The following is a 25,825-nucleotide window of genomic DNA, read 5'->3' as shown; positions in this document are numbered from 1 at the left end:
GAACCTTTTTGTTTTACAGCCAGTTACGGCGTTTGAAATAGAGATACGGCGCGAGCCCGGCGAGGATCATAAAGATGATTGCGCCAGGGTAGCCAAAGCTCCAGTGCAGTTCGGGCATAAATTCAAAGTTCATGCCGTAGCTGGAAGCCACCAGCGTCGGCGGCAGGAACACGACCGATACCACCGAGAAGATCTTGATGATGCGGTTCTGCTCGATATTGATAAAACCCATCGCCGCCTGCATCAGGAAGTTCACTTTCTGGAACAATGATTCGTTGTGCGGCAGCAGGGATTCGATATCGCGCAGGATCTCGCGCGCCTGCTCAAGCTGACCGGCCGGTAAACGCGCCTTACGCACCAGGAAGTTCAACGCGCGCTGGGTATCCATCAGACACAGGCGCACCTTCCAGCCGATATCTTCCTGTTCCGCCAGCGTCGAGAGCGCGTCGTCATATTCGTCGCCCTGCTGGCCTTCCATAATGACGCGGCTCAGCTTTTCCAGATCGCTGTAAATGTTCTCGATTTCATCCGCCAGCTGCTCAATTTTGGTTTCGAACAGATCCAGCAGCAGCTCATAAGCGTTGCCGTCGACCATCTCCTGACTACGGGCACGCATACGATACAGGCGAAACGCGGGCAGCTCGCGTTCACGCAGAGTGAACAGGCGACCTTCGCGGATGGTAAATGCTACGGTTGAGTTTCCTGCGTGATCTTCAGCATCTTCAAAAAAGAAGAAGGAGTGGATGTGCAGGCCGTCTTCGTCTTCAAAAAAACGCGCCGACGCCTCAATGTCTTCCAGTTCAGGTCGGGTGGCCAGGTTCTGGCCCAATTCCGTTTGCACGCGGGTACGTTCTTCATCGTCCGGCTCGACCAAATCAACCCAAACAGAGCTGGCGAGGTGCTTGATTTCGTCAGCCTCAAGGCGGGTTAAACGATTGTTTTCCAGTTGAAATGCGCTCAGCATAGCCGGGACTCCCAATGCAAAAAATATCGGACAGTTCGGTGGGCACACAGAGAAACAAATTGGGTTTCAGACCATTAAACAGCCTGACTCAGCGCGACGGGAATACAGCGGGTCGCTGACAACCTCTAAGGCCATCAGCATGAGGAGATAGCCTTAGGAGTTGTTCCTGAAAACCAGGAAATTGAGCCAGTATCTACTGGGTGTGTCCAAGGCGAATGTCCTCTTAGCGTGATCGTGCGCGCATGTTACGCCAGCACTCAGAAGGCGTCAACACGCAACGAAACGCTAAAGAGCAATATTTGCCCTTCAGCGTATAAGGCTAGCAGAATATTACAAAATAATGATATTTTTCTGAAAGTTACACGGTTTCGAGCCTGGCGTAAGCCGCCACCAGCCACTTGATACCCTGCCCCTGGAAAGCCACCTGCAAACGGCTGTGCTCGCCACTGCCTTCCATGTTCACCACCGTGCCCTCACCAAATTTGGCATGGCGTACGCGCTGGCCGAGTTTATACCCCGTGTCGCTTTGCGCCACCGGCGTACCCATGCGCTGGTGGCTAACCGGGCGGCTGATGCTGGCACGCAGACGCACCTCTTCCACACACGCTTCCGGCAGTTCGCCGATAAAGCGCGACGGGCGGTGATACACTTCTTTGCCGTACAGACGGCGGGTTTCCGCGTAGGTCAGCGTCAGCTTTTGCATCGCGCGCGTCACGCCGACATACGCCAGACGGCGCTCCTCTTCCAGCCGACCACCTTCATCCAGCGACATCTGGCTGGGGAACATGCCCTCTTCCATGCCGACAATAAACACCTGCGGGAACTCCAGCCCTTTCGCCGAGTGCAGCGTCATTAACTGCACCGCATCCTGCCAGGTATCCGCCTGCCCTTCGCCCGCTTCCAGTGCGGCGTGGGAGAGAAACGCCTGCAGCGGCATTAAATCTTCGTCTTCTTCGTTGTAGCTGAACTGGCGCGTCGCGGTGACCAGTTCCTCTAAGTTCTCGATACGCGTCTGGCCTTTTTCGCCTTTTTCCTGCTCGTACATCATGCGCAGGCCGGAATCGCTGATCACCCGGTCGGTTTGCACATGCAGCGGCATATCCGCCGTTTCCTGCGCCAGCGCGTCAATCAGTTCCAGGAAACGTTGCAGCGCGCTCGCCGCGCGGCCCGCCAGCGCTTTCTCTTGTAACAGTTCCCGCGTTGCCTGCCACAAGGTTAACTGGCGATCGCGCGAGGTTTGGCGCACCACGTCCAGCGTGCGATCGCCGATGCCGCGCGTTGGCGTATTCACCACACGTTCAAAGGCAGCGTCATCGTTACGATTGGCGATCAGGCGCAGGTAAGAGAGCGCATCTTTAATTTCCTGACGTTCGAAGAAGCGCATACCGCCATAAATCCGGTATGGCATGCTGGCTTGCAGCAGCGCCTCTTCCAGCACGCGCGACTGGGCGTTACTACGATAGAGAATGGCGCACTGCGAGAGCTGCCCGCCGTTATCCTGCCAGGCTTTAATGCGATTGACGACATAACGCGCTTCATCCAGCTCGTTAAAGGCGCAGTAAAGCGAAATCAGCTCGCCATCGACGCCATCGGTCCACAGTTTTTTACCCAGACGCCCGTTGTTGTTTTCAATCAGGGCGTTCGCCGCGCTCAGGATATTGCTGGTCGAACGGTAGTTCTGCTCCAGGCGGATAGTCTGCGCGCCGGGGAAGTCTTTCAGGAAGCGCTGGATGTTTTCCACCTGCGCACCGCGCCAACCGTAGATGGACTGATCATCGTCGCCGACAATCATCACTTTGCCGGTATCGCCCGCCAGCAGACGGATCCACGCGTACTGAATGTTGTTGGTATCCTGGAACTCGTCCACCAGGATATTGGTAAAGCGTTCGCGGTAATGCTGCAAAATATGCGGCTTGTTGAGCCACAGCTCATGGGCGCGCAGCAGCAGTTCGGCGAAATCCACCAGCCCGGCGCGATCGCAGGCTTCCTGATAGGCCTGGTAAACTTTCTGCCAGGTTTGTTCCACCGGGTTACCGAAACTTTGAATATGGTGCGGACGAATGCCTTCGTCTTTCTGGCCGTTGATGTACCACATCGCCTGGCGCGGCGGCCACTGCTTCTCGTCGAGGTTCATCGCTTTGATCAGGCGTTTGAGCAAACGCAGCTGATCTTCGCTGTCCAGAATCTGGAAATCCTGCGGCAGGTTGGCGTCCATATGGTGCGCGCGCAGCAAACGGTGCGCGAGGCCGTGGAACGTGCCAACCCACATCCCGCCCTGCGACGTACCCATCAACTGACCGATACGGTGACGCATCTCCGCCGCCGCTTTGTTGGTGAAAGTCACCGCCATAATGGAGTATGGCGAGCAGTTTTCCACGGTCATCAGCCAGGCAATACGGTGTACCAGCACGCGCGTCTTACCGCTCCCCGCCCCTGCCAGCACCAGCATATTGCTGCGCTCGGCGGCTACGGCGTCGCGCTGTTTGTCATTGAGGCTGTCGAGCAGATAAGAAACGTCCATTGGCACCGCCGCGAAATATTACTGGAAATTTATACAGAACAGCTGGTGATTATATCAGCGTAGTGAGGGATGCCAACCGCGAAATTTCCACATGCGGTAGTAACCGGCTGTCGCTGGCTTGCAGCAGATCTGCGCCTTCCGGCTTGATCCAACAAGCCTGCATGCCGCAGCGCACCGCCCCGGCAACGTCGGTGGTCAAATCATCGCCAACATGCAGGATATCACCAATCGCCACGCCGAGACGCTCAGCCGCCAGGTGGTACATATCGCTAAACGGTTTTGAGCGACCATCCGGTCCGGCACGCAGCACGAATTCAAAGTAGTCGCCCAGGCCGAACAACTCCGGCTGCGCGTTACCGTTGGTGATCGCCACCAGCGGCCACTTTTTGCCGAGCTTCCTCAGCGTGTCGTGCGTTTCCTCTGGCACATCAATACGGCTGCGCCATTTGGCAAAATTGACCATCGCGGCATTTGCACCGGCAGCGGCTTCTTCCGCGGTCAGACCGGCGTCCAGCATCGCGCGTTCAACGGCACGCCGACGCCACTCGGTGACATCGTGATAAATATCCGGTTCGGTTTCCCGCAGCGACTGGCGCAAGCGGTGGAATTCTGTGTTTTCCAGGTTGCTTAACGCCGGGTGATAACGCTGCACAAACGCCAGCGCTTCCTGTTCTGTGCGCTGGATAACCAACCGGTTGTCGTAAAGGGTGTCGTCCAGGTCGAAGGTGATCGCTGAGATCTGACCTAATGGGCGGTAAAAACGCATTATTTCCCCCGTTTGGCGCGCGGGTGCGCCGCATCGTATACCGAAGCAAGATGTTGAAAATCAAGATGAGTATATATCTGAGTGGTGGACAGATTGGCGTGACCAAGCAGTTCCTGCACACCGCGCAGATCGCCGCTTGATTCGAGCATATGGGTGGCGAAAGAGTGGCGCAGCTTATGTGGATGCACGTGGCTGTTCAATCCTTGCTTAATGCCCCATTCAGCGAAGCGCTTTTGTACATTGCGCGCCGAGATGCGTTTGCCGAGCTTCGACAAAAACAGCGCATCGTCCTCGGCACCGAACAGGCCACGCAGATCAAGCCAGTGTTCAATCCAGGCGACCGCGTTGCGGCCAATCGGCAAGCGGCGCTCTTTGCTGCCCTTACCAAGCACCCACACTTCACCGCTTTCCAGATCCAGATGCTTAATATCCAGATTCACCAGTTCAGACAAACGCAGACCCGCGCCATACATCACTTCAAGCATCGCGCGATCGCGTACGGCTAACGGATCGTTAAGATCGATATCCAGCAGGCGGTTAATATCATCAACGTCAATATTTTTCGGCAGATGGCGCGGCGCTTTTGGCGCGGAAATGCCTTTTGCCGGATTGGCGGGCAACTCGCCCTGGCTGACCATCCAGTCAAAGAAACTGCGCAGCGCCGAGAGCCGCAGCGCCAGGCTCGCCGCGCCCAGCCCTTTGCGTCGGCTACGCACGGCAATGGTACGCACCATCGCAGCATCACATTGTTGCCAGCTTTTCAGACCCGTTTCTTCGGTCAAAGCAATAATGGCATCAAGCTGACGCTGATAATTTAAAAGCGTGATCGGGCTGAGCTGGCGTTCAACGCTAAGGTAGCGCAGAAAACGGGTGACGAACGAAAACAGCGGAGAATCGGTCATACGCGCTCAATCCAGCGCTCCAGCAGATCCGGCAGCATCTGCGCGATCTCTTCCAGCAACTGAGTGCCTTGTCCCTGTTGATAATGGTGAACGTCGCGACTGCTGAACAACACAACGCCCAGCGCGCCATCCGGCCCCATCAGCGACATCGCGACGGAACCAATCGCTTTCGCATCCGGCAACAGCAGCAGTAACTCCGGCCCGTTTAACGGCCCAAGATAGTGATGCTGCTGGCCAAGACGCTGAATGCGCAGCGGTTCAAATGCCTGTCTTGAGAGCGCAAGATGGGTAAACTTCGACGGCGCACCAAGACGCCAGCGATCGGGAAAAAGACGGATAGTGGCGCCCGCCAGCCCTAAATCGCGTGCCCAGCGATGGAAACGGTTGAGCAACTCGTCGAGGCTCGGCGCGGACGCCAGCCGCCCTTGCAGACGCAACAAACGGTAGAACAAACCTTCATTCGCACTGGCCTGCTCCATCAACAGCGTCATGTTCTCTTCCAGCACATTGATGTGATTGCGCGAGCGCGCCATGTGCCATTCCACCAGCGAAACGGTGTCGCGCACCGCATGTGGTACACGCATCTGTTCCACCAGCCGTGCATTGCGGATAAAGAAATCAGGGTTACGCAGCAGATAATCGATGACCTCACGGTCATCCAGCTGTGTAAAGGTATCCTGTAGTTCTTCCCCTGGCTGCTTCATAACTGAATAAACCCGTCGTAGACATGTGCCGCCGGGCCAGTCATATACAGTGGTTGGCCCGGGCCTTTCCATGCGATATCAAGTCGACCGCCTGGTAACTCCACGCGAACATTTTCCGCCAGCAAACCCTGCGAGATGCCGACAGCGACAGCCGCGCAAGCACCGCTGCCGCAGGCCTGGGTTTCCCCGGCGCCGCGCTCATAAACGCGCAGGCGAATGTTGTCCGGTTTAACGACTTGCATAAAGCCGATGTTCGCACGCTCAGGAAAACGTTCGTGGCTTTCCAGAACCGGCCCCAGCGTTTCGACGGGGGCGGTGTTGACGTCGTCCACCTGAATCACGCAGTGCGGGTTGCCCATCGAGACAACGCCGCACAATACTGTGTGCTCTGCCGCGCGCATAATATAGGTCTTTTCCGCTTTGTTCGCGCGAAACGGCACCTGCGACGGTTCGAAGTTCGGCTCGCCCATATTCACGCGCACTAACTCATCTTCCGTTACGCTCAATACCATACGACCGTTCGCCGTACTGACGCGGATATCACGTTTATTGGTCAATCCTTTCAGGCGAACAAAACGAGCGAAGCAGCGCGCGCCATTGCCGCACTGCGACACTTCGCTACCATCGGCATTAAAAATTCGATAGTGAAAATCAAGTTCAGGATCGTAAGGAGGCTCAACCACCAGCAACTGGTCGAACCCTACGCCAAGATGGCGATCCGCCAGACGACGGATCAGCTCCGGGGAAAAAAAGACATTCTGCGTTACCGCGTCGACGACCATAAAATCGTTGCCAAGGCCATGCATTTTTGAGAACTGCATCATCTACTCCATTTGCGCGGATACAGAACGGTAACGTCAGTAATTCACCTGCGTCGGCGAGCCGTCATCACCACGATCGTTTTTATCCGGCGTGGCTGGCTGAATCGTGCTGGTTTGCGTTTTGGTTGGCGGCGGCGCGTTTTTATCGGCGGGCGGGAAGTAGAGTGGGCCTTTCAGACCACAGCCCGTCAGGCTAAACAGAGTCAGCAGTACGGCCAGCGTGCGAAACACATCTTTCATTATAAGTTGCCTGTAAGTTCGTTCTTTCTGCTTTCTATCATCGCAGGAGAAGACACAAAAGCAAGAGTTTGCGCGTTTAGGGCATCGGGAAATGTTTCGCGTTATACTGCTGCCATCATAAAAAACGGGATAAGAGAATGAACGACAGTGAATTTCATCGCCTCGCAGACGGCCTGTGGCTGACCATTGAAGAACGCCTGGATGACTGGGACGGCGACAGTGATATCGACTGCGAGATCAACGGCGGCGTGCTGACTATCAGCTTTGAAAACGGCAGCAAAATCATTATTAACCGCCAGGAACCGCTACACCAGGTCTGGCTGGCGACCAAACAAGGCGGCTACCATTTTGACCTGAAAGGCGACGAATGGGTGTGCGACCGCAGCGGTGAGACGTTCTGGGATCTGCTGGAACAGGCGGCGAGCCAACAAGCAGGAGAAACGGTCAGCTTCCGCTGACTTTCATTGCCCGGTGGAACGCCGGGCAAATCGATTAAGAGAAGTACTGCTGAAGCAACGGCGCGTCGTTATCCTGATTTGCCGGCGTCGCGGTGCTAATTGCCTGATTACGGAACGGAATCACCTGCGCGCGCCCTTCAACGTTCACAATCTGGTAGAACTGCGGCAAGTTAAAGTTGATAAAGCTCGAACCGTACGTAAAGCGATCATGAGATGAAGAATAGAAACGGCTGACATCGCGCACCAGCTCTTCTTTGCTGCCTTCGCAGTGGTGATAGACTTCCGCGCGGTTGCTCTCATCCAGGATATAGATGTTAAAGCCCTCTTCGCCGGTCTCCTCAAAGAAGAACTGAATAATCCCTTCGCTGGCAAAACCATCCACCACCGCAGGTAATTCCACGTGATTGGTTTCCACCTGCACCGAAAGGCCATGCAGCTTGTTATGAGAAATCGCGCCGTAAAACTCAATCGCGTTTTCCAGTTTCTGCACCGAGACATTGAGACGTTCAAAGAACAGCCCCCAGGTTTGCCCGGCAACACGCAACGCTTTGAAACGTCCGGTTTCCTGGCGCGTGCTGGAGAGACGCAGCTCAATACATTCTGAAACCAGTTGCTGTACACGTGTGCGAATAAGGCCACGTAAATGCTGGCTGTAGCAGAACACTTCTACGCTATCCGGCGGCGCGGCATCCTGATGCATTTTACCCAGAATGGTTTTCAGCGCTTCGATCATCGCCTGCTCGCCGTTGAAATGCAGGGTTCGCACTTCATTCCACGAGTTGCGATAGAGCAAATCTACGCTACCAACGAGGCAATTTTGCTGCTCGCCGAAGCTGAACACATCAAGTTTACGGAAATCAAAATGCACCACCTGGTTACGGAACGCCGCGGTTGGGTCGTACTCCAGGTTAACGATGATCGCCAGGTGACGGATTTCGCAAGGGCTGTAGAGCGCTTTTGGCGTCGGCGCAGGCAGCCGCAGCGGGAAGTGATGTGAAACATCCGCTACCATCTCCTGCAATTTCGGCAAATCAACAATGCCGTTGCCTTTAATAAACAGGTGTGTACGCGAAGTCAGCAGACCGTTAAACCACGCCCAGGCGACCAGCTTATTAAGGTAGCGGTTATATTCCAGCGGCTGATGGCTAACGATCGAATCCATATTTGGCGCGCGGTTGTAAAGATACCAACCCGTACGGTTGGCACGGCCCGGCGGCACATGGATAAAGGTTAAATTCGGTTCGGAGAGATCCGGTGAAATTTGCGGGTTCACCAGCGTCACTTTACCCGGTAGCGCTTCAAACGCCGCGTACAGCTTACGGGTTAATACGCCGATATCCTGCGGGCTGGCGGAAACGCTCAGATTGTTACGGCGGGCAAAGCGAATCAAGTTGCGGTAGCTCTGCATCATCGCGTCGAGCAGTTCGTTGTGCGCTTCGCGAACCTGATCGATTTTCCAGTTTGCGCGGTTATCCAGCATCGCTACACGCGCGTCATCCCAGCCCCACTCTTTCACCAGTTGCGAAATCACTTCACGGCGCCAGCCAACGCAGGCGCGCTCGCGACTCAGTTTCTCGCACACTTTTAAATAGAAACATCGACGAGCAAGGTCGAGACGCGCGGTGTCTTCAATGGCGATCAGGTATGCCGTCACGCGCTCCAGCATCATGCAGTAGTGATCGAGACCAAACGAGACAATCTCGCCATCATGCAAACGCTGTTTGATATCTTTCGCCAACAAGCGCGTGTTGGGGTATTCCCAGGAATAAGCTTCCAGCAGCAGCGTTTTCAACACCGCTTTGTACGGCGAATCAATACTTTTATAGAGCTGCCACAGGCTGGCACCGAAGTACTCTTCCGCCGAAAGCGAGCTCAGGCCACCCAGATCGAGCCATTCGTTCGGCGTTAACACGCCCTGCGCATAGAGCGTCATGACATAATCGTCGTAATGCTCTTCTTCGTCTCCCGGCACCATATTCCACAGGATACGTTTACCGGCCAGCCGCACGGCGGTGCGGTAAAATTCGTCAAGCAACAAAATATGCTGCGTGGAACCGCAGTCTTCGCCACCGAGGCTGCCGCTTTCATTATGGCGGAAACGGTTTTCATCAATCAGGAAGAAGCTTACTTCAACGCCGAGCGAGGCCGCCCAGCTTTCCAGCAGGCTGCATTTACGCTGCAACAACTGGCGCTCTTCATTATCGAGCCAGGATTGATGGCAGACCCAGATATCCAGATCCGAGGAACAGCTTTGCCCAACCGATGAGGTACTGCCCATAGAATAGACGCCGGTAATCGGCAGTTCGCCTTTCGGCGAAGCCTGCGGCGGCATGCCACGGTGCAGTTCAAGTTCGTTCAGGTAGTGAAGTTGGTTTTCATCAGGCGTGTAAAAGCAAATGCCCTGGGGAACGTTACCTTCAAGGTAGCCCGGCATCAGCGGATGGTGGTAATGCAACAATGTTGGCAGCAGACTGTAAACCTGCTGGAAAGCAGGTCCCATGGCAGCAAGCGCGCGATCCACACGCAATTGATTGATGGCATCCAGTCTCTGTTTCAGAGTCTCAATATAGAGGTACAAGACATATCGCCTGATGTTTACAGAAAATCCAAAATAGCCGTCACCTTTTTTCGCCCTTATCTTTATAGGGGGAGCGACGAAAAAATGGTCTAAAACGTGATCAATTTAACACCTTGCTCATTGACCGTAAAGAAAGATGCGCTACAAACCAGTGTAGCAGCAAACGCTCTCTGTAAAGTCCGAATTACAGCCCGGTTGCGCCTGCATTGCAGCGCTGTCGCCTTCTCGCAGCCATGCAATCTACCGCGAGCACTGACACCCTAATGCAACAATGTTAGGATGGTCAACGGACGATAAGGACGGTAACAAGCATGTTAGACAATGTTTTAAGAATTGCCACACGGCAAAGCCCTCTTGCGCTCTGGCAGGCACAATACGTTAAGGAACGTCTTGAGGCGTGCCATCCAGGATTAACAGTTGAACTGGTGCCGATGGTCACGCGCGGAGATGTGATCCTCGATACACCGCTGGCAAAAGTGGGCGGCAAGGGCCTGTTTGTCAAAGAACTCGAACTGGCGCTGCTTGAAAACCGTGCCGATATCGCCGTGCATTCCATGAAGGATGTACCAGTCGATTTCCCGCAAGGGCTTGGCCTGGTGACCATCTGTGAGCGCGACGATCCCCGCGACGCTTTTGTATCAAATCGCTATCACTCGCTGGATGAATTGCCCGCTGGCAGCATTGTCGGCACCTCCAGCCTGCGTCGCCAGTGTCAACTGGCGGAGCATCGCCCGGACCTGGTGATCCGCTCGCTGCGCGGGAATGTCGGTACGCGCCTGAGCAAGCTGGATAACGGTGAATATGACGCGATTATTCTCGCCGTTGCCGGTCTTAATCGCCTTGGACTGGGTTCCCGCGTACGCACCGCGCTGTCGCCGGAAACCTCGCTGCCAGCTGTCGGCCAGGGTGCGGTAGGTGTCGAGTGTCGCCTGGACGATACGCGCACGCGCGCCCTGCTCGCACCGCTGAATCATGACGACACCGCCGTGCGCGTGAAAGCCGAACGCGCTATGAATACGCGTCTTGAAGGCGGCTGCCAGGTGCCAATTGGCAGCTATGCTGAACTGATTGATGGCGGGATCTGGCTGCGCGGGCTGGTTGGCGCGCCAGACGGTTCCATTATGGTACGCGGCGAACGTCGCGGCCGCCTGGAGGATGCCGAGCAGCTTGGTATCTCGCTGGCGGAAGAGTTACTCGATAATGGCGCACGCGCCATTCTGGCCGAAATTTACAACGGAGACGCCCCCGCATGAGCATTCTGGTCACCCGCCCGTCCCCCGCAGGGGAAGAATTAGTGAGCCGACTGCGCACACTGGGGCTGGTGGCCTGGAGCTTTCCGCTGATCGAATTTACGCCGGGCCGTGAGCTGAGTTCGCTCCCCGCCCGGCTTGCCGCGTTAACCGCTGATGACATGGTGTTTGCGCTATCGCAACATGCCGTTTCATTCGCCCACGCGCACCTGCAACAAAAAGGGCTACGTTTTCCCAACGAACCGCACTATTTCGCAATAGGTCGCACCACCGCGCTGGCGTTACACACCGTTAGCGGGATTGACGTGCGCTATCCCCTCGATCGGGAAATCAGCGAAGTGTTGCTACAATTACCTGAATTGCAAAGTGTTCAGGGCAAGCATGCGCTAATCTTACGAGGCAATGGCGGGCGCGAAGTGCTGGCAGAAACGCTGGCGGCGCGCGGCGCTGAAGTTGAGTTTTGCGAGTGCTATCAACGCAGCGCGAAATGCTATGACGGCGCGGAAGAAGCGATGCGCTGGCACACACGCGGTGTGACCACGCTTGTGGTCACCAGCGGCGAAATGATGCAACAACTGTATTCACTTATTCCTCCCTGGTATCGGGAGAACTGGTTACTTCGCTGCCGCCTGGTGGTGGTAAGCGAACGTCTGGCGCACCTCGCCCGGGATCTGGGCTGGCAGGATATTCAGGTCGCTGACAATGCCGACAACGATGCGCTGCTTCGCGCATTACAATAACTCTCATAATGGGAAGCCATAATGACGGAACAACAACACTCCTCCGCTGAGGTTGAAGAGACCAAAGCGGCTGACGGCGCAACGCCGCCGCCGGAGAAAGCAGAGAAAAATGCACGCGCTAACAGGACCAGCCTTGCACTCAGCGCGATCGCCATCGCGATTGCACTGGCATCTGGCGCAGGGCTTTATGGCTGGGTGAAACAGCAGACGGCAACCCTGAACAACAACAATGGCGAACTCGCCGATCAGGTGATTGCCCTACAACAATCGCAGGATAAGCAGCGTGCGGAACTGGAAGGCGTAATCAAGCAGCAATCCAGCGAGCTTGCCGCGGCCAAACACCAGAACGACGTGCTGGCAAAAGAGCTGAATGACGTACAGCAGAAAGTGGCGACCATTTCCGGCTCCGACGCCAAAACCTGGCAGCTGGCCCAGGCTGATTTCCTGGTGAAACTGGCCGGTCGCAAACTGTGGAGCGATCAGGATGTCACCACCGCGGCGGCACTGCTGAAAAGCGCCGATGCCAGCCTCGCGGATATGAACGATCCGAGCCTTATCACCGCCCGCCGCGCAATTACTGACGATATCGCCACTCTTTCCGCTATCACTCAGGTGGATTACGACGGTGCCATTCTGAAGTTAAATCAGCTTTCCAACCAGATTGATAACCTGCGTCTGGCGGACAATAACGATGATGACTCCCCGATGGACGCTGATAACGGCGAGCTTTCCGGTTCCCTGAGCGAATGGCGAGTTAATCTGCAAAAAAGCTGGCAGAACTTTATGGACAGTTTTATTACCATTCGTCGCCGTGATGAGACAGCCGTACCGCTGCTCGCGCCGAACCAGGATGTTTACCTGCGCGAAAATATCCGCTCGCGCCTGCTGGTTGCCGCGCAAGCCGTTCCGCGCCACCAGGAAGAGACCTATAAGCAAGCGCTGGATAATGTCTCCACCTGGGTACGGGCCTACTACGATACCGATGACGCTGCGACTAAAGCGTTTCTCGAAGAAGTGGACAAGCTGAGTCAACAAACCATTGCCATGGATTTGCCGGAATCACTGCAAAGCCAGCCGATTCTGGAAAAACTCATGCAGACACGCGTACGCAATCTGATGGCCCAGCCAGCCGTAGCCGCTGAACAGGCACCCGCAGCCGCAGCACCCGACGCAGCCCAGGGAGAGTAACTATGTTGAAAGTGTTATTACTCTTTGCACTGCTGATCGCCGGGATCGTTCTCGGACCAATGCTCGCCGGACATCAAGGCTATGTGCTGATCCAGACCGATAACTACAACATCGAAACCAGCGTCACCGGGTTGGTCATTATTCTGGTGCTGGCATTAGTGGTTATCTTTGCTCTCGAGTGGGTGCTGCGCCGCATTTTCCGTACTGGCTCGCATACGCGTGGCTGGTTTGTCGGCCGCAAACGCCGTCGCGCCCGTAAACAGACTGAGCAGGCGCTGCTGAAACTGGCGGAAGGCGATTATCAGCAGGTTGAAAAGCTGATGTCGAAGAATGCCGATCACGCTGAGCAACCGGTGGTTAACTACCTGCTGGCGGCAGAAGCGGCGCAGCAGCGCGGCGATGAAGTCCGCGCGAATCAGCATCTGGAACGCGCCGCAGAGCTGGCAGAGAACGATCCGATTCCGGTAGAAATCACGCGTGTGCGTCTGCAACTGGCGCGCAACGAAAACCATGCTGCGCGTCATGGTGTGGATAAGTTACTGGAAATCACACCTCGCCACCCCGAAGTGCTGCGTCTGGCAGAGCAGGCTTATATTCGCACCGGTGCGTGGACGTCGCTGGTAGATATCATCCCGTCGATGGCAAAAGCCAACGTTGGCGACGATGAACACCGCGATCTTCTGCAGCAGCAGGCGTGGATCGGCATGATGGATCAAGCTCGTGCCGATCAAGGCAGCGAGGGGCTGAAAACCTGGTGGAAAAACCAGAGCCGCAAAACCCGTCAGCAGGTGGTGTTGCAGGTGGCCATGGCCGAGCACTTAATTGAGTGCGACGATCACGATACCGCACAGGAGATCGTGCTTGATGGCCTGAAGCGCCAGTACGACGATCGCCTGGTACTGGTCATCCCTCGCCTGAAAACCAACAACCCGGAGCAGATCGAAAAAGTCCTGCGCCAGCAAATCAAAACGCAGGGAGATCGCCCACTGCTGTGGAGTACGCTGGGGCAATCGTTGATGAAGCACGGTGAATGGCAGGAAGCCTGCCTTGCGTTTCGCGCCGCGCTGAAACAGCGTGCTGACGCGTTTGATTATGCCTGGCTCGCAGACTGTCTCGATCGCCTGCATCAACCGGAAGAAGCCGCCACCATGCGCCGTGACGGTTTGTTACTGACGCTGCAAAACAACCCGCCTCACTAACACCCATTGATACGGGTTGCAGGAAAGCCAAAGCGCCTGCAATCCGAAGATGGAGTGTTACGACATAAAAAAACGCCTGCCGGAATACTCAGGCAGGCGTTAAAACAGGTCTTTGACAACTAAATGGGTGCTTCACTCAACGTTATGTCCATGGTGTTTGATGAGGCCGAAGCGACATCTGTCTGTGGACGATAAGCACCGTAAACGGCTCTGCATCATTCCTGAGTTTATGAGGCCTGAAGGCGAACATAAGAGATGGAATGAGCATCTACGGGTATATTATTGCACATACCGTGCCATAACTGCATTAACAAATGTTACACCGCGCAAACTTTTAAAATATCAGCAAATTCAGCGTTTCTTGCCCATCGACCACGCCTTCACCGCCTTTGCCAAATGCCAATGTGTCGCTCCGGAACGACAAATAGCAGGCTAATCATCAAGTCCATTTAAAATCAGTGAGTTAAATGTCGCCACAGAGCGACACCGTAAGGGCAGATTGTCGTCCACGAGCAACACAGGCAAAAAGGATGATGGAAACGTGCAAAAGAAGAGAAGAAGGAAAGGAAGATAAAAACAAAAAACCCCGCTTACGCGGGGTTCAAAATTGGTCGGCGAGAGAGGATTCGAACCTCCGACCCACTGGTCCCAAACCAGTTGCGCTACCAAGCTGCGCTACTCGCCGTTTTACTGCTTTTTGAATTTTTTGTTCAATCTAAGTTGTGGTGCGAGGGGGGGGACTCGAACCCCCACATCCTAAGGACACTAACACCTGAAGCTAGCGCGTCTACCAATTCCGCCACCTTCGCATTCCACGAAACTTCTACTGCAAAATAATGGGGTGGCTAATGGGACTCGAACCCACGACAACTGGAATCACAATCCAGGGCTCTACCAACTGAGCTATAGCCACCACTGTAAATCTGTTCACGCGGTATCGTGATATTTCACGAACCACCGCAGCTCAAGCGCCGGGTTTAAATGGCGCGCCCGACAGGATTCGAACCTGAGACCTCTGCCTCCGGAGGGCAGCGCTCTATCCAGCTGAGCTACGGGCGCGTAGCGCCGTTGCGGGGGTGGATAGTACGGACTTCGGGCGCGGCTGTCTAGTGCTTTTTTGAAGAAAATGCGCGTTTGGTTATGCTTTGCGCATTTTGCCTCTTATTCACCCACACGTTGCGTAACAGCATGCCGATGGAAGCCAAATACCTTATACGCCACCGTTACCGCAGCGAGGAAGATAATGCCGACAAACAGCGACATACGCGTATCGTCGTTGAAGCCCATCCCCACCAGCACGCAAATCAGAAATGCCATGGTTAACCAGTTTGCCCACGGGAACAGCATCGAGCGGAACGGATGGCTGGCAATCGCTTTTTTATGTGCCTTACGAAAACGCAGTTGGCTTATCAAAATCACGAACCACGGCACCATGCCGGGCAATACGCTGGCGCTATATACGTAAACAAATACGCGCTGTGGGTTGGGAATGATGTAGTTCAGGCAAGAGCCGACCAGCAGAATAATGATGGAAATGGTCACGCCCATCGCCGGAACGCCGCTTTTGGACACTTTTGCCACCACCGCCGGCAGCTGGCGGTTCTTCGCCAATGCGTAAAGCATACGACCACAGCTATACATGCCGCTGTTACAACCGGACAGCGCCGCTGTCAGCACCACAAAGTTAATGATGCCTGCCGCCGCCGTGATACCGATTTTGGCGAAGGTGAGCACAAACGGGCTGCCATTGGTGCCAATTTCGTTCCACGGGAAGATGGTGACGATAACAAAGATGGCACCCACATAGAAAATCAGAATGCGCCACAGCACTTTACTTACCGCGCTACGCAGCGTCACTTGCGGGTTTTTCGCTTCACCTGCGGTGATACCAATCAACTCGACGCCCTGGTAAGAGGCAACAACGATACAGAGCGCGGTTAAAAAGCCTTTCCAGCCACCGGCAAAGAAACCGCCATGTTCGGTCAGATTACCAAAACCGATAGAGTGACCGCCGTTACCAAAGCCGAAGAAAATCACCCCCAGGCCCACGACAATCATCACGATAATGGTGGTGACTTTGATCATCGCAAACCAGAATTCAATTTCACCATACAAACGCACCGCGGCCAGGTTGGCCAGGGCGACCAGCCCCACCGCAATCAGCGCGGGTATCCACTGCGCAAGATCCGGGAACCAGAACTGGACATACACGCCAATCGCGGTGATTTCCGAGATGCCAACCGCCATCCACATAAACCAATAGGACCAGGCGGTGAGATAGCCAAAGAACGGGCTCATATAACGATGCGCATAAACCGCGAAGGAACCGGCGACCGGCTCCAGAAACAGCATCTCGCCCATTGAGCGCATAATAAAGAAGACGAAAATCCCGGCGATAATATACGCCAGCAATACCGACGGGCCTGCCCATTTCAGCGTACTTGCAGCTCCCATAAACAGGCCTACGCCTATGGTGCCCCCGAGGGCAATTAATTCGATGTGACGAGACTCCAGACCACGCTGAAGCTCTGGTTTGTTTTCGGCCATAAATCCTCTGTTGTGTTTGCGTCTACCTTTGCCCGCTCAGCGGGTTATTGTTATGAGTTTTTCCTCAGCTCATAACAGGCCATGCTGCACCGACCCGGAAATGGTTGGCGCAAAAAACACCACGGCACTGCAATGAGCGAGCGAATGGTTTCTTAAAATGAGGGAAATGGCAAACGATGTATAAAAAAAACAGGCGTAATGCACAATAAAACAACAACCGAAAGGAAAAAGGCAGCGCATTACGCCGCCGGGAGAGCGTCAGAGTTTTCCGCTGTAGTGCCAGCGCAGATAACGCAGCAAGCGTAACTGGCGTTTCAGCCGCGTCGGCTGTGACAATAAGCGATACAGCCACTCCAGCCCTAATTTTTGCCAGAATTTCGGCGCGCGCTTCACATGGCCGGTAAAGACATCGTAAGTGCCGCCCACCCCCATATACAGTGCATCCGGCCAGACAGCACGGCAGTCGCGCATGAAAATTTCTTGCTTCGGCGAACCCATTGCCACGGTGACGATTTTCGCCCCGCTATCGCGGATCCGCTCAAACAGTGCCTGCCGCTGTTCCGGGCTGAAATAACCATCCTGGCTCCCGATGACATTAACCTGCCACTGCGCACGCAGTTTCTGCTCTGTTTGCGTCAACACTTCAGGCTTTCCACCGACCAGAAACACCGGCGTGCCCGTTTTTCCTGCCCGCGCCATCAGTTGTTCCCAGAGATCGGCCCCCGCCACGCGAGAAACCTGCGCCTGCGGGAATTTCTTGCGCAACGATCGAACGACACTGATGCCATCGGCGTACTTATATTCCGCCGCCTCAATCAACGCCCGAACGTGCGCGTCATCTTCCAGCGTCAGCATTTTCTCGGCATTGATCGCCACCAGCGTACCCTGCTTGATTTGCCCGTCCGCACAGAGAAAATCCAGCGCGTGTTGCATATCGCGCCAGCCAACCAGTTTCAGACCGCGCAGGTCATACAGCGGCGCTGCCGTCTTTTCCGTCATGTTAAATCCTTTTCACACCTGGGAGAGGGGTTTCACTACGCGCGTATCGCGATGATGTATAAGCCCTGCACTGTCAAACAGCCAGTACAGTAGTTTCGCCATCAGCAAGCAGAAGCCGAAAATGGCAAGGAAGAACACGACACGCGAGGCAAACGCATCCAGCCCTTCACGCGCCAGCACAATCATGTTGAAAATCGCACCAAAGCAGAAGCTATGAAGGATCGCGGCTTTATAGCGGTTGGTTTCCTGGTTTCCTAAAGTATATAACCAGTCGAACCATTTAATGATCAGGCCCACGACCACCGCACCCAGCGAGATGAACCACGCACCGCCCATCACCACTAACGAACCAATCAGCGTGGGCGAAATTGCCAGCCCGGAGTGATTGTTGAGCACTTCCCAGGTGAAGTAGTTCGCCGTGTTGAGCACAATGCCAGGCCGCGAAGGCCATAACCAGGAAGGGATAAACACGTAGAAGTCGCGCACAATTGGTGCCAGCCCCTGAAAATCAATCTTGTCGTAGTTTTGCAACAGCAGCGACAAGTTTTCCCACGGCGAGAAGGTATCACGCGTCAGGTATAAAAAGGTATAAAACGCCTCGTCACCGCTGACATTTAAGCCATAGCGTTTCAGCGCCAGCCAGAACATACCGACAATCCCCAGCACGCCCGCAGCGGCCAGCATCCAGAGCGAAATCCAGCCGCGAATAATACCGATAAACAGGAAAATCGCGAACGCAATGATGATATTGGCGCGCGTACCGCCAACAATCATATAGGTCAGCAGGCCAAACGCTACGGTGCTGACCAGAAAGAACAGCCACGCCTGCGCACTCTGACGCAGGAAGTAGACCACCAGCATCGCCGGAATAAAGAAGTAGAAGAAACGCTTTAACGCGACACCGGACACTTCGCTGGAGAAGATCTGGCTATAAGAGTGCAAGCGGAATAGCAAAAAGCCGTTGTGCATGAAGAAGATCCCCACGCTCACCAGCGCGATGATCATCAGCATCACCCATGTCAGATGCGCTTCCACCCGGTTAATGGAGAACAGAGGGCGACGTGTCGCCTGTTCAGCTTTCGCCCGCAGCCGCGTTTTGTACGTGACGTAATAGATGCCATAGAAACACGCCGCTGCCAGCAATGACTGCATCATAATTCCCGGCGGTGCCACGGCGACGTTAAAACGGAACACCAGCACGCAGGTCAGCGGAAAACCGAAGAAAAAAGTCAGCAGAAACAGCAGCGAAAAGAAAACGTTAAAGTTAAAACGCACACGGCGGAATTCAAACCAGGTTAGCGTGGCGATAAAAAGCGCCGCCAGCAGCCAGATGATAAACAGTCCGCAAAATTCCAGTGGGCTCATCCGACGATCCCCGCAGCCATACGCAGCGTTTTATGCCAAAGCGTAATGTAATTGGGGCTAAAGAACGTAATGGCATTCTTATCCACTGCCACCAGTTGCCGCCGTGCTTCGCGGATCACCGCCTCATTTAGCGCGTCGCTGGTAAACAACACCGGAATATCTTCTGCCACCATATCGCGCCAGAAAGGATTCTCCCGGTTCAGTACGCAGGGAACGCCGGCCTGAATCAGTAAGCAAAGCGTGCCAATCCCCTGCTGACGAGCGAAAATAAAGTAGCCTAAATCGCATTGCGCCAGCAGTGCCAGATAAGCGTCAAAGTCCATTTTTTCGCTCAGAATACGCACGTTATCTGCGCTAAATAGCGCCAGACCGGCGTTGCGTACCGCGGTGATATAGCTGTCGTTATTTGCCGGGTAACCCATCGGCACAATGATATTAACCGTATCGCCAAACTGGCGGTGAATCGCTCGCAATGCAGCAATATGCTCGTTGCTCGGGTCGCCGGAGTTACCCACCAGAATCGTCAGTTTGCCTTCCCGTTGTAATTCGTGCGCCATGGTATTCAGCGCCGGATCCATCCGCGTAGGGAAATAGAGCAGTTCGCCGCGCACGGCAGGGTTACGTTGCCCAAACCAGGCCAGATCGCCACGGGTAGCAAAAATGCAGCCCACCCGGCGTTGCGCTAACCGACGCAGCGGATAAAAAAGACGGAATTTGAGGCTGCGCGACACTTCATACAGATCGGCGCCCCAGGCATGCCAGTAGAACTGTTCGCGCTGGATGGCACCGCGCAAAAGCGCCAGCCACAGGCCGAAGTTGAACTGACCGTGAAAGAAGAAGCGTTGCTGACGATCGGCTTTTGCGCGCGCGACAACGGCTTTTGCCAGCGCTTTTTTATCGGCATAGAAGTGCAGCGTTAATTCCGGATACGCCGCGCTTTGCCCTTCGTCGCAGCCAACTACCATAAATTCACGGGCATACGCGCCCGAGGCCGCAAGGTTTTCATTAAAAAACCGCAGAACAGTCTGGTTATGGTGTGGGATATCCGATCCCAATACGTGAATCAGTGCAGTCATGCCTTCTTACGCCAAATCAAAAAAGCGCCGCAGCACGCGGCAAAATAAACAATGTAGGTCGCCATATAGGCCTGCGCCGCGCCGATAGCGCCATGCGCCGGGATAAGCACGCGCGAAAACAGGGTTAACAGCGCGAACTGGCTCACTTCCGCCAGAATATAAAAGCGCAGCGACGCTTTGGCGATAACCAAATAGCCAAATACGTAAGCACCCACTTTCAATACATCCCCGACCAGCTGCCAAGCGAACAGATCGCGCATCGCAGTGAACTTGTCGGAAAACAGCAGCCAAATCGCCACATCGCGCAGCAACCAGACGCAAAGGCTCACTGCCGCTACCGCCGGTAACACAAAACGCAGCGATTTAACAATTTCGCGCGAAATCTCTGCTTTTGTCGCCAATCTGGACAATGTCGGTAACAGATAAACGCTGAACGAAGCGGTAATAAACTGCAGATAAGCGTCGGAGATACTGCTGACCCCTTGCCAGATCCCCACGTCATCCCAGCTGTAGTGCGCCGCCAGCTGATTTCGCATCATCACATAGGCCAGCGGCAGGGTTGCCGAGGTGATCAGCGCCATTAACGTAAATTTGCTTAACTGCCCCGCTAATCCGTTGTCCCATCTCGGCGCAAAGTACGCCAGCGGAACACTGCCACGTCGCATCAGCATGAACATTGCCGGAACCACCACCAGCGCGGGCACCAGCGCCATCCCCAGCAACGCCCCCTGATAGCCACCCAGTTTGAAACAGAGAAACCAGGCCAGCACGCCAATCACGCTACCGATAATCAACGACAGCGCGTTACTCGCAGCATCGCGAAAACCTTTCATTACCGCCAGCAGCAGGTTGGCCCATGCAATGCCCATCTGTACCAGCGCCACTAAGCGCACCAGCCCCTGATAATGAGTGTGGCCAAATAACCCCTGGCTAATCGGTGCCGCCGCCAGCAGGAAAATCAGCGCCAGCAGCGTCGAAAAGCCCAGTACCATAGCAGACGACGTGCCGACAGCAATACGCAAGTGAGCAGGATCATCATGATATTGCGCGACAAATTTCGTTACGCCATTAAAAATCCCGGCACCTGCCAGCACACCCAACACAGTGATAAGCTGGCGAAAATTCCCCGCCTGCCCGACACCTGACGGCCCAAACGCCACCGCAAGCAATTTGACCACCAGCAAGCCCGCGCCAATCTTGACCAGCGTGCTGGCGGCCGTCCATATCGATGCTTTTGCCAGCGACATGTCAGTTGAAGTAGCTCAGAAGCGTACTGATAACGGTGCGCTGATTAACCGGTGCCAGGTTATAGAACAGCGGCAGACGAAGCAAACGCTCACTTTCTTGTGTGGTGTAACGATCTTCGCCGTGAAATTCGCCGAATTTTTCACCAGCTGGTGAGGCATGCAGCGGGATATAATGGAACACCGCGAGGATTTCCGCTTCTTTCAGGAAGGCAATCAACGCACTACGGTCGGCTTCATCGCGCAGCTTGATATAAAACATATGTGCATTGTGGCTACATTCCGCAGGGATCGAGGGCAGCTCAATGCGACCCGCGCGCGCCAGCGGCTTTAAGGCATCGTAATAGGTTTGCCACAGCGCCAGGCGCTGCTGGTTAATACGTTCTGCCGCTTCCAGTTGCGCCCATAAATAGGCCGCCTGGAGATCTGCCATCAGATAGCTGGAACCGATATCGCGCCAGGTGTATTTATCCACCTGCCCACGGAAAAACTGGCTGCGGTTGGTGCCTTTCTCACGAATGATCTCTGCCCGTTCCACCAGCGCGCGATCGTTAATCAGCGTCGCACCGCCTTCGCCGCCCGCGGTGTAGTTTTTGGTTTCATGGAAACTAAAGCAACCAATATGGCCGATCGTGCCCAGCGCCCGCCCTTTATAGGTCGACATCACGCCCTGTGCCGCATCTTCCACCACATACAAATTATGGTGTTTGGCAATCGCCATAATGGTGTCCATTTCGCAGGCGACTCCCGCGTAATGCACCGGCACAATGGCGCGGGTATTTTCGGTGATGGCGGCTTCGATCAGCGTTTCATCAATGTTCATGGTATCCGGGCGGATATCGACAAAGACGATTTTCGCACCGCGCAGTACAAACGCGTTGGCGGTCGACACGAAGGTGTAGCTCGGCATGATCACTTCATCGCCAGGCTGGATATCCAGTAACAGCGCAGCCATCTCCAGCGACGCCGTGCAGGAGGGTGTTAGTAAGACTTTCGCGCTGCGAAAACGTTGCTCCATCCACTGCTGACAGCGGCGGGTAAAACCGCCATCGCCGCATAACTTACCGCTGCCCATCGCCGACTGCATGTAGTCGAGTTCCGTTCCCACCACCGGTGGGGCGTTAAAGGGGATCATAGAGTCACCTGTATAGCCACAAAGCGGTGCTTTCAATATTCGCCCCGCTTTGAATATAGCGTTTAAGTGCGGCAGTGTTCCCTAGCTGAGTCGCTACCCGCACACGTTTTAGCCCGCGCTGACGCGCCCAGTGGCACGCCGCCTGCATTAATTTTTCGCCCATACCGCGCCCGGCCAACAGGCCAATGCGCGCTTCCTGTTCGTTGAGCTGGCGCAGCGAAACAAAGCCAGCGATAGCGCCATCTGCGTTACGAAAGACCAGGCATTGATGGTCAAATTCACCTTTTACGGCGTTTTCGATCCATTGCGCATAAAAACGCCCGCTCGCCTCTGCTGGATACCAGGGGGCGCGGAATCGGCTCTGCACAAAGATTTCAGCTGCCAGCTGGCGTAGCACAGGGATATCCGCAAGCGTCGCCACATCAGCAACCGGATCAACGCCCTGCTCCTCTAGCGCCAGCGAAAGGTCGATCTCGCCTTCAACCAGTTGAAAACCGAGCTGCTGCAACGCATCCAACATGCCGGGCTGCGATGCCGGCAGTTTTACCTGCACACGCTCCCAGTTTGCGAAATCAGTGCTGGTTAACGCAGGTGCCGAGGGTTGCAGGCGAACTATCGCGCTACGCAAGCTAAAAAAACGGCTTTCCCATGCCAGTTCTTCTACCGTGCCGTGAATGGTCATGCTGTTTCCTTTACGCTCGCTTAGCGCCAGACACCTTTGGTATCGACAACGAATTGCTGGTCAATGCTGGCGCTCTCCACCGCTTTAAACTCGTTATGATCAACCAGCATCACCAGCACATCGGCCTGCGCCAGCGCATCATGGGTATTTACCAGCGTGGCGTGTCCGGCGAATTTAGCCGGCAGTTGATGAATATTCGGTTCCACTACCAGTGTTTCACCGCTGTGCCACTGGGCGATGTCGAGGGCAATTTCCATTGCCGGACTTTCACGTAAATCATCAATATTGGGCTTAAAGGCCAGCCCGAAACAGGCGATTTTGATTTCACTGGCACGTTTGCCGCTGGCCGTCAGACAATCGGCAACCATCGCTTTGACCTGATTCAACACCCAGTGCGGCTTAAAGTCGTTAACTTCACGCGCGGTGCGGATAAGCCGCGACTGCTGCGGGTTCTGCGCGACAATAAACCACGGATCAACGGCGATACAGTGCCCGCCAACGCCAGGACCAGGCTGCAGAATATTGACGCGCGGATGGCGGTTCGCCAGACGAATCAACTCCCAAACGTTGATCCCCTGATCGGCGCAAATCAGCGACAGTTCGTTGGCAAAGGCAATGTTGACATCGCGGAAACTGTTTTCGGTAAGTTTGCACATTTCAGCGGTACGCGAGTTGGTGATCACGCATTCGCCTTCGAGGAAAATTTTGTACAGCTCACTGGCCCGCGCCGAACAAACCGGCGTCATCCCGCCAATCACACGGTCATTTTTAATCAGCTCAACCATGACTTGCCCCGGCAGCACGCGCTCCGGACAGTAGGCGATATTGATATCGGCGTTTTCACCCGCCTGCTGCGGGAAAGTGAGATCCGGGCGCGCGTCGGCAAGCCACTGAGCCATCTGTTCTGTTGCCCCTACCGGCGAGGTCGACTCAAGGATCACCAACGCGCCTTTGCCAAGCACTGGCGCGATGGATTTCGCTGCCGCCTCAACATAGGCCATATCCGGCTCGTGCTCGCCTTTAAATGGCGTTGGCACGGCGATCAAGTAAGCATCTGCGACGACAGGCGTGGTGCTCGCGCGAAGATAGCCGCCGTTTACCGCCGCTTTCACTACACTTCCCAGTTCCGGCTCGACAATATGGATTTCGCCACGGTTAATGGTTTCCACCGCATCGGCGTTGATATCGACGCCAACAACCTGCTTCTGCCGTGACGCAAACGCCGCTGCGGTAGGCAGACCAATATAGCCCAGGCCAATAACGGAAATGGTTTTAAAGCTCATAGTGTTACCCGATTATTTTTAAGTGCGTGCAAAATGCGGCCGCAGGCCAGCCCGTCACCATAAGGGTTGTGCGCGCGGCTCATCGCCTGCCAGGCATCGTTGTCATGAAGCAAGTGCGAGACCTCTTCCACGATGCGCTGGCGATCCGTGCCAACCAGTTTAACCGTGCCCGCATCCACGGCTTCCGGGCGTTCGGTGGTATCACGCATCACCAGCACCGGCTTGCCGAGCGAAGGGGCTTCTTCCTGTATGCCGCCCGAATCCGTCAGGATCAGCCAGGCATGATTCATCAACCACAAAAACGGCAGGTAATCCTGAGGTTCTATTAGCGTAACGTTCTCAACGTGACTAAGAATCCGGTTTACGGGCTCGCTGACATTGGGGTTCAGATGGACCGGATAGACAATTTGCACATCATCATGTTGCGCGGCGATATCCGCTAACGCATGGCAAATCTGTTCAAAACCACGACCAAAACTCTCGCGGCGATGGCCGGTAACAAGGATCAGTTTTTTATCTCTGCTGAGGAACGGATAACGCGCCGCCAGCTCCTCGTAACGCGAAGGGTTATTCATCACGCTGTCGCGAACCCAGAAAAGCGCATCAATGACGGTGTTGCCAGTGACAAAAATGCGGTTATCCGCAACATTCTCACGGCGTAAATTGAGGCGGGAGTTTTCCGTCGGCGCAAAGTGATACATCGCCAGGTGGCCGGTCAACGTGCGGTTTGCCTCTTCAGGCCATGGCGAAGAGAGATCGCCAGTACGCAGACCCGCTTCAACATGCCCGACAGGAATACGCTGATAAAATGCGGCAAGGCTCGCCGCAATCGTCGTTGTCGTGTCGCCATGCACCAGCACCACATCCGGGCGGAAGGATTCCAGGATGGGTTTTAACCCTTCAAGAATGCCACAGGTTATCTCTGTAAGCCCTTGTCCTGGCCGCATAATGTTTAAATCGTAATCCGGAACAATAGAGAAGAGCGTTAGCACCTGATCAAGCATCTCCCGATGCTGCGCAGTGACGCAAACTCTTGCTTCAAAGTCTGGATCCTTTGCCAGCGCATGTACCAGCGGAGCCATTTTGATAGCTTCTGGCCTCGTGCCAAATACGGTAAGTACTTTCACAACGATTCTCTTCGATTAGAAGATGAAGGCACGGAG

23 protein-coding genes and 4 tRNA genes are annotated in these 25,825 nt (G+C 55.0%); 5 read left to right on the top strand and 22 right to left on the bottom strand.

Features of this window, described 5'->3' with window-relative positions; translation table 11 throughout:
- Positions 1-13: 13 nt before the first annotated feature.
- The 8 genes from corA to lptM all read right to left on the bottom strand — a co-directional run bounded on the left by corA (position 14) and on the right by lptM (position 6,918).
- On the bottom strand, positions 14-964 hold the full coding sequence (gene corA / locus IP581_RS00870) for a magnesium/cobalt transporter CorA (protein ID WP_017459737.1): 951 nt from the start codon (positions 962-964) through the stop codon (positions 14-16).
- 153 nt (positions 965-1,117) lie between these two features.
- On the bottom strand, positions 1,118-1,174 hold the full coding sequence (gene ysgD / locus IP581_RS24065) for a YsgD/CorL family protein (RefSeq protein WP_353609977.1): 57 nt from the start codon (positions 1,172-1,174) through the stop codon (positions 1,118-1,120).
- A gap of 148 nt (positions 1,175-1,322) precedes the next feature.
- The gene (gene uvrD / locus IP581_RS00865) at positions 1,323-3,485 is read right to left on the bottom strand and encodes a DNA helicase II (protein ID WP_097401959.1); all 2,163 of its coding nucleotides are present in this window, start codon (positions 3,483-3,485) and stop codon (positions 1,323-1,325) included.
- 49 nt (positions 3,486-3,534) lie between these two features.
- Positions 3,535-4,251, bottom strand: a complete 717-nt coding sequence (gene yigB, locus IP581_RS00860; protein WP_086868471.1) for a 5-amino-6-(5-phospho-D-ribitylamino)uracil phosphatase YigB — start codon at positions 4,249-4,251, stop codon at positions 3,535-3,537.
- Entirely contained in the window at positions 4,251-5,153 is a 903-nt protein-coding gene (xerC, locus tag IP581_RS00855; protein WP_086868469.1) for a tyrosine recombinase XerC, read from the bottom strand. Before xerC ends, yigB begins: the two co-directional genes overlap by 1 nt.
- On the bottom strand, positions 5,150-5,857 hold the full coding sequence (locus IP581_RS00850; protein WP_097401961.1) for a DUF484 domain-containing protein: 708 nt from the start codon (positions 5,855-5,857) through the stop codon (positions 5,150-5,152). Before IP581_RS00850 ends, xerC begins: the two co-directional genes overlap by 4 nt.
- A complete protein-coding gene (gene dapF, locus IP581_RS00845; protein WP_086868465.1) occupies positions 5,854-6,678 on the bottom strand; it encodes a diaminopimelate epimerase in 825 nt (274 codons plus the stop codon). Before dapF ends, IP581_RS00850 begins: the two co-directional genes overlap by 4 nt.
- A 36-nt stretch (positions 6,679-6,714) precedes the next feature.
- Positions 6,715-6,918: an LPS translocon maturation chaperone LptM gene (gene lptM, locus IP581_RS00840; RefSeq protein WP_020456014.1), complete on the bottom strand. Its 204-nt coding sequence runs from the start codon at positions 6,916-6,918 to the stop codon at positions 6,715-6,717.
- A 137-nt stretch (positions 6,919-7,055) separates the two neighbouring features.
- Between lptM and cyaY the strand changes: the two genes are divergently transcribed.
- Positions 7,056-7,376 (top strand): iron donor protein CyaY, encoded by a 321-nt coding sequence (gene cyaY, locus IP581_RS00835; RefSeq protein WP_017459730.1) that lies wholly within the window; start codon positions 7,056-7,058, stop codon positions 7,374-7,376.
- Between the two features lie 34 nt (positions 7,377-7,410).
- On the opposite strand, the gene cyaA is transcribed toward cyaY, so the two are convergent.
- Positions 7,411-9,954, bottom strand: a complete 2,544-nt coding sequence (gene cyaA, locus IP581_RS00830; RefSeq protein ID WP_193821546.1) for a class I adenylate cyclase — start codon at positions 9,952-9,954, stop codon at positions 7,411-7,413.
- 311 nt (positions 9,955-10,265) lie between these two features.
- Between cyaA and hemC the strand changes: the two genes are divergently transcribed.
- From hemC to hemY, 4 genes are read left to right on the top strand one after another with little or no spacing between them, the layout of a single operon-like run.
- A complete protein-coding gene (gene hemC, locus IP581_RS00825) occupies positions 10,266-11,207 on the top strand; it encodes a hydroxymethylbilane synthase (RefSeq protein WP_193821545.1) in 942 nt (313 codons plus the stop codon).
- A complete protein-coding gene (hemD, locus tag IP581_RS00820) occupies positions 11,204-11,944 on the top strand; it encodes a uroporphyrinogen-III synthase (RefSeq protein WP_193821544.1) in 741 nt (246 codons plus the stop codon). Before hemC ends, hemD begins: the two co-directional genes overlap by 4 nt.
- Positions 11,945-11,965: 21 nt before the next feature.
- A complete protein-coding gene (gene hemX, locus IP581_RS00815) occupies positions 11,966-13,132 on the top strand; it encodes a uroporphyrinogen-III C-methyltransferase (RefSeq protein ID WP_193821543.1) in 1,167 nt (388 codons plus the stop codon).
- Positions 13,133-13,134: 2 nt separating this feature from the next.
- Positions 13,135-14,331: a protoheme IX biogenesis protein HemY gene (gene hemY, locus IP581_RS00810; RefSeq protein WP_065369785.1), complete on the top strand. Its 1,197-nt coding sequence runs from the start codon at positions 13,135-13,137 to the stop codon at positions 14,329-14,331.
- A gap of 608 nt (positions 14,332-14,939) precedes the next feature.
- On the opposite strand, the gene IP581_RS00805 is transcribed toward hemY, so the two are convergent.
- The 13 genes from IP581_RS00805 to wecB form a co-directional block, all read right to left on the bottom strand.
- Positions 14,940-15,016: transfer RNA gene (locus tag IP581_RS00805), tRNA-Pro, on the bottom strand.
- Between the two features lie 38 nt (positions 15,017-15,054).
- Positions 15,055-15,140, bottom strand: a tRNA-Leu gene (locus tag IP581_RS00800).
- 28 nt (positions 15,141-15,168) lie between these two features.
- Positions 15,169-15,244 (bottom strand) — tRNA-His (locus tag IP581_RS00795).
- 69 nt (positions 15,245-15,313) lie between these two features.
- Positions 15,314-15,390 (bottom strand) — tRNA-Arg (locus IP581_RS00790).
- A 102-nt stretch (positions 15,391-15,492) separates the two neighbouring features.
- Entirely contained in the window at positions 15,493-16,878 is a 1,386-nt protein-coding gene (thrP, locus tag IP581_RS00785; RefSeq protein ID WP_086868452.1) for a bifunctional threonine/serine APC transporter ThrP, read from the bottom strand.
- Positions 16,879-17,136: 258 nt separating this feature from the next.
- Positions 17,137-17,877, bottom strand: coding sequence for a lipopolysaccharide N-acetylmannosaminouronosyltransferase (gene wecG, locus IP581_RS00780; RefSeq protein WP_193821542.1), 741 nt, complete (start codon positions 17,875-17,877; stop codon positions 17,137-17,139).
- A gap of 12 nt (positions 17,878-17,889) precedes the next feature.
- On the bottom strand, positions 17,890-19,242 hold the full coding sequence (gene wzyE / locus IP581_RS00775) for an ECA oligosaccharide polymerase (protein ID WP_097401967.1): 1,353 nt from the start codon (positions 19,240-19,242) through the stop codon (positions 17,890-17,892).
- Positions 19,239-20,318, bottom strand: a complete 1,080-nt coding sequence (locus IP581_RS00770; protein ID WP_097401968.1) for a TDP-N-acetylfucosamine:lipid II N-acetylfucosaminyltransferase — start codon at positions 20,316-20,318, stop codon at positions 19,239-19,241. The genes wzyE and IP581_RS00770 overlap by 4 nt, the downstream gene beginning before the upstream one ends.
- A complete protein-coding gene (gene wzxE / locus IP581_RS00765) occupies positions 20,315-21,565 on the bottom strand; it encodes a lipid III flippase WzxE (RefSeq protein ID WP_193821541.1) in 1,251 nt (416 codons plus the stop codon). Before wzxE ends, IP581_RS00770 begins: the two co-directional genes overlap by 4 nt.
- A 1-nt stretch (position 21,566) precedes the next feature.
- On the bottom strand, positions 21,567-22,697 hold the full coding sequence (gene rffA, locus IP581_RS00760) for a dTDP-4-amino-4,6-dideoxygalactose transaminase (RefSeq protein ID WP_086868443.1): 1,131 nt from the start codon (positions 22,695-22,697) through the stop codon (positions 21,567-21,569).
- Positions 22,698-22,701: 4 nt separating this feature from the next.
- Positions 22,702-23,379 (bottom strand): dTDP-4-amino-4,6-dideoxy-D-galactose acyltransferase, encoded by a 678-nt coding sequence (rffC, locus tag IP581_RS00755; protein WP_193821540.1) that lies wholly within the window; start codon positions 23,377-23,379, stop codon positions 22,702-22,704.
- A gap of 20 nt (positions 23,380-23,399) precedes the next feature.
- Complete coding sequence (gene wecC / locus IP581_RS00750) at positions 23,400-24,662, bottom strand: UDP-N-acetyl-D-mannosamine dehydrogenase (protein WP_193821539.1); 1,263 nt, start codon at positions 24,660-24,662, stop codon at positions 23,400-23,402.
- The gene (wecB, locus tag IP581_RS00745; RefSeq protein WP_097401972.1) at positions 24,659-25,789 is read right to left on the bottom strand and encodes a non-hydrolyzing UDP-N-acetylglucosamine 2-epimerase; all 1,131 of its coding nucleotides are present in this window, start codon (positions 25,787-25,789) and stop codon (positions 24,659-24,661) included. Before wecB ends, wecC begins: the two co-directional genes overlap by 4 nt.
- Between the last annotated feature and the right edge of the window lie 36 nt (positions 25,790-25,825).

It is taken from the genome of Kosakonia pseudosacchari (assembly GCF_015167415.1).
GTDB lineage: Bacteria > Pseudomonadota > Gammaproteobacteria > Enterobacterales > Enterobacteriaceae > Kosakonia > Kosakonia pseudosacchari.
Note: the sequence above shows the minus strand (reverse complement) of the source record. Positions and strands in the feature narration are given on the sequence as shown.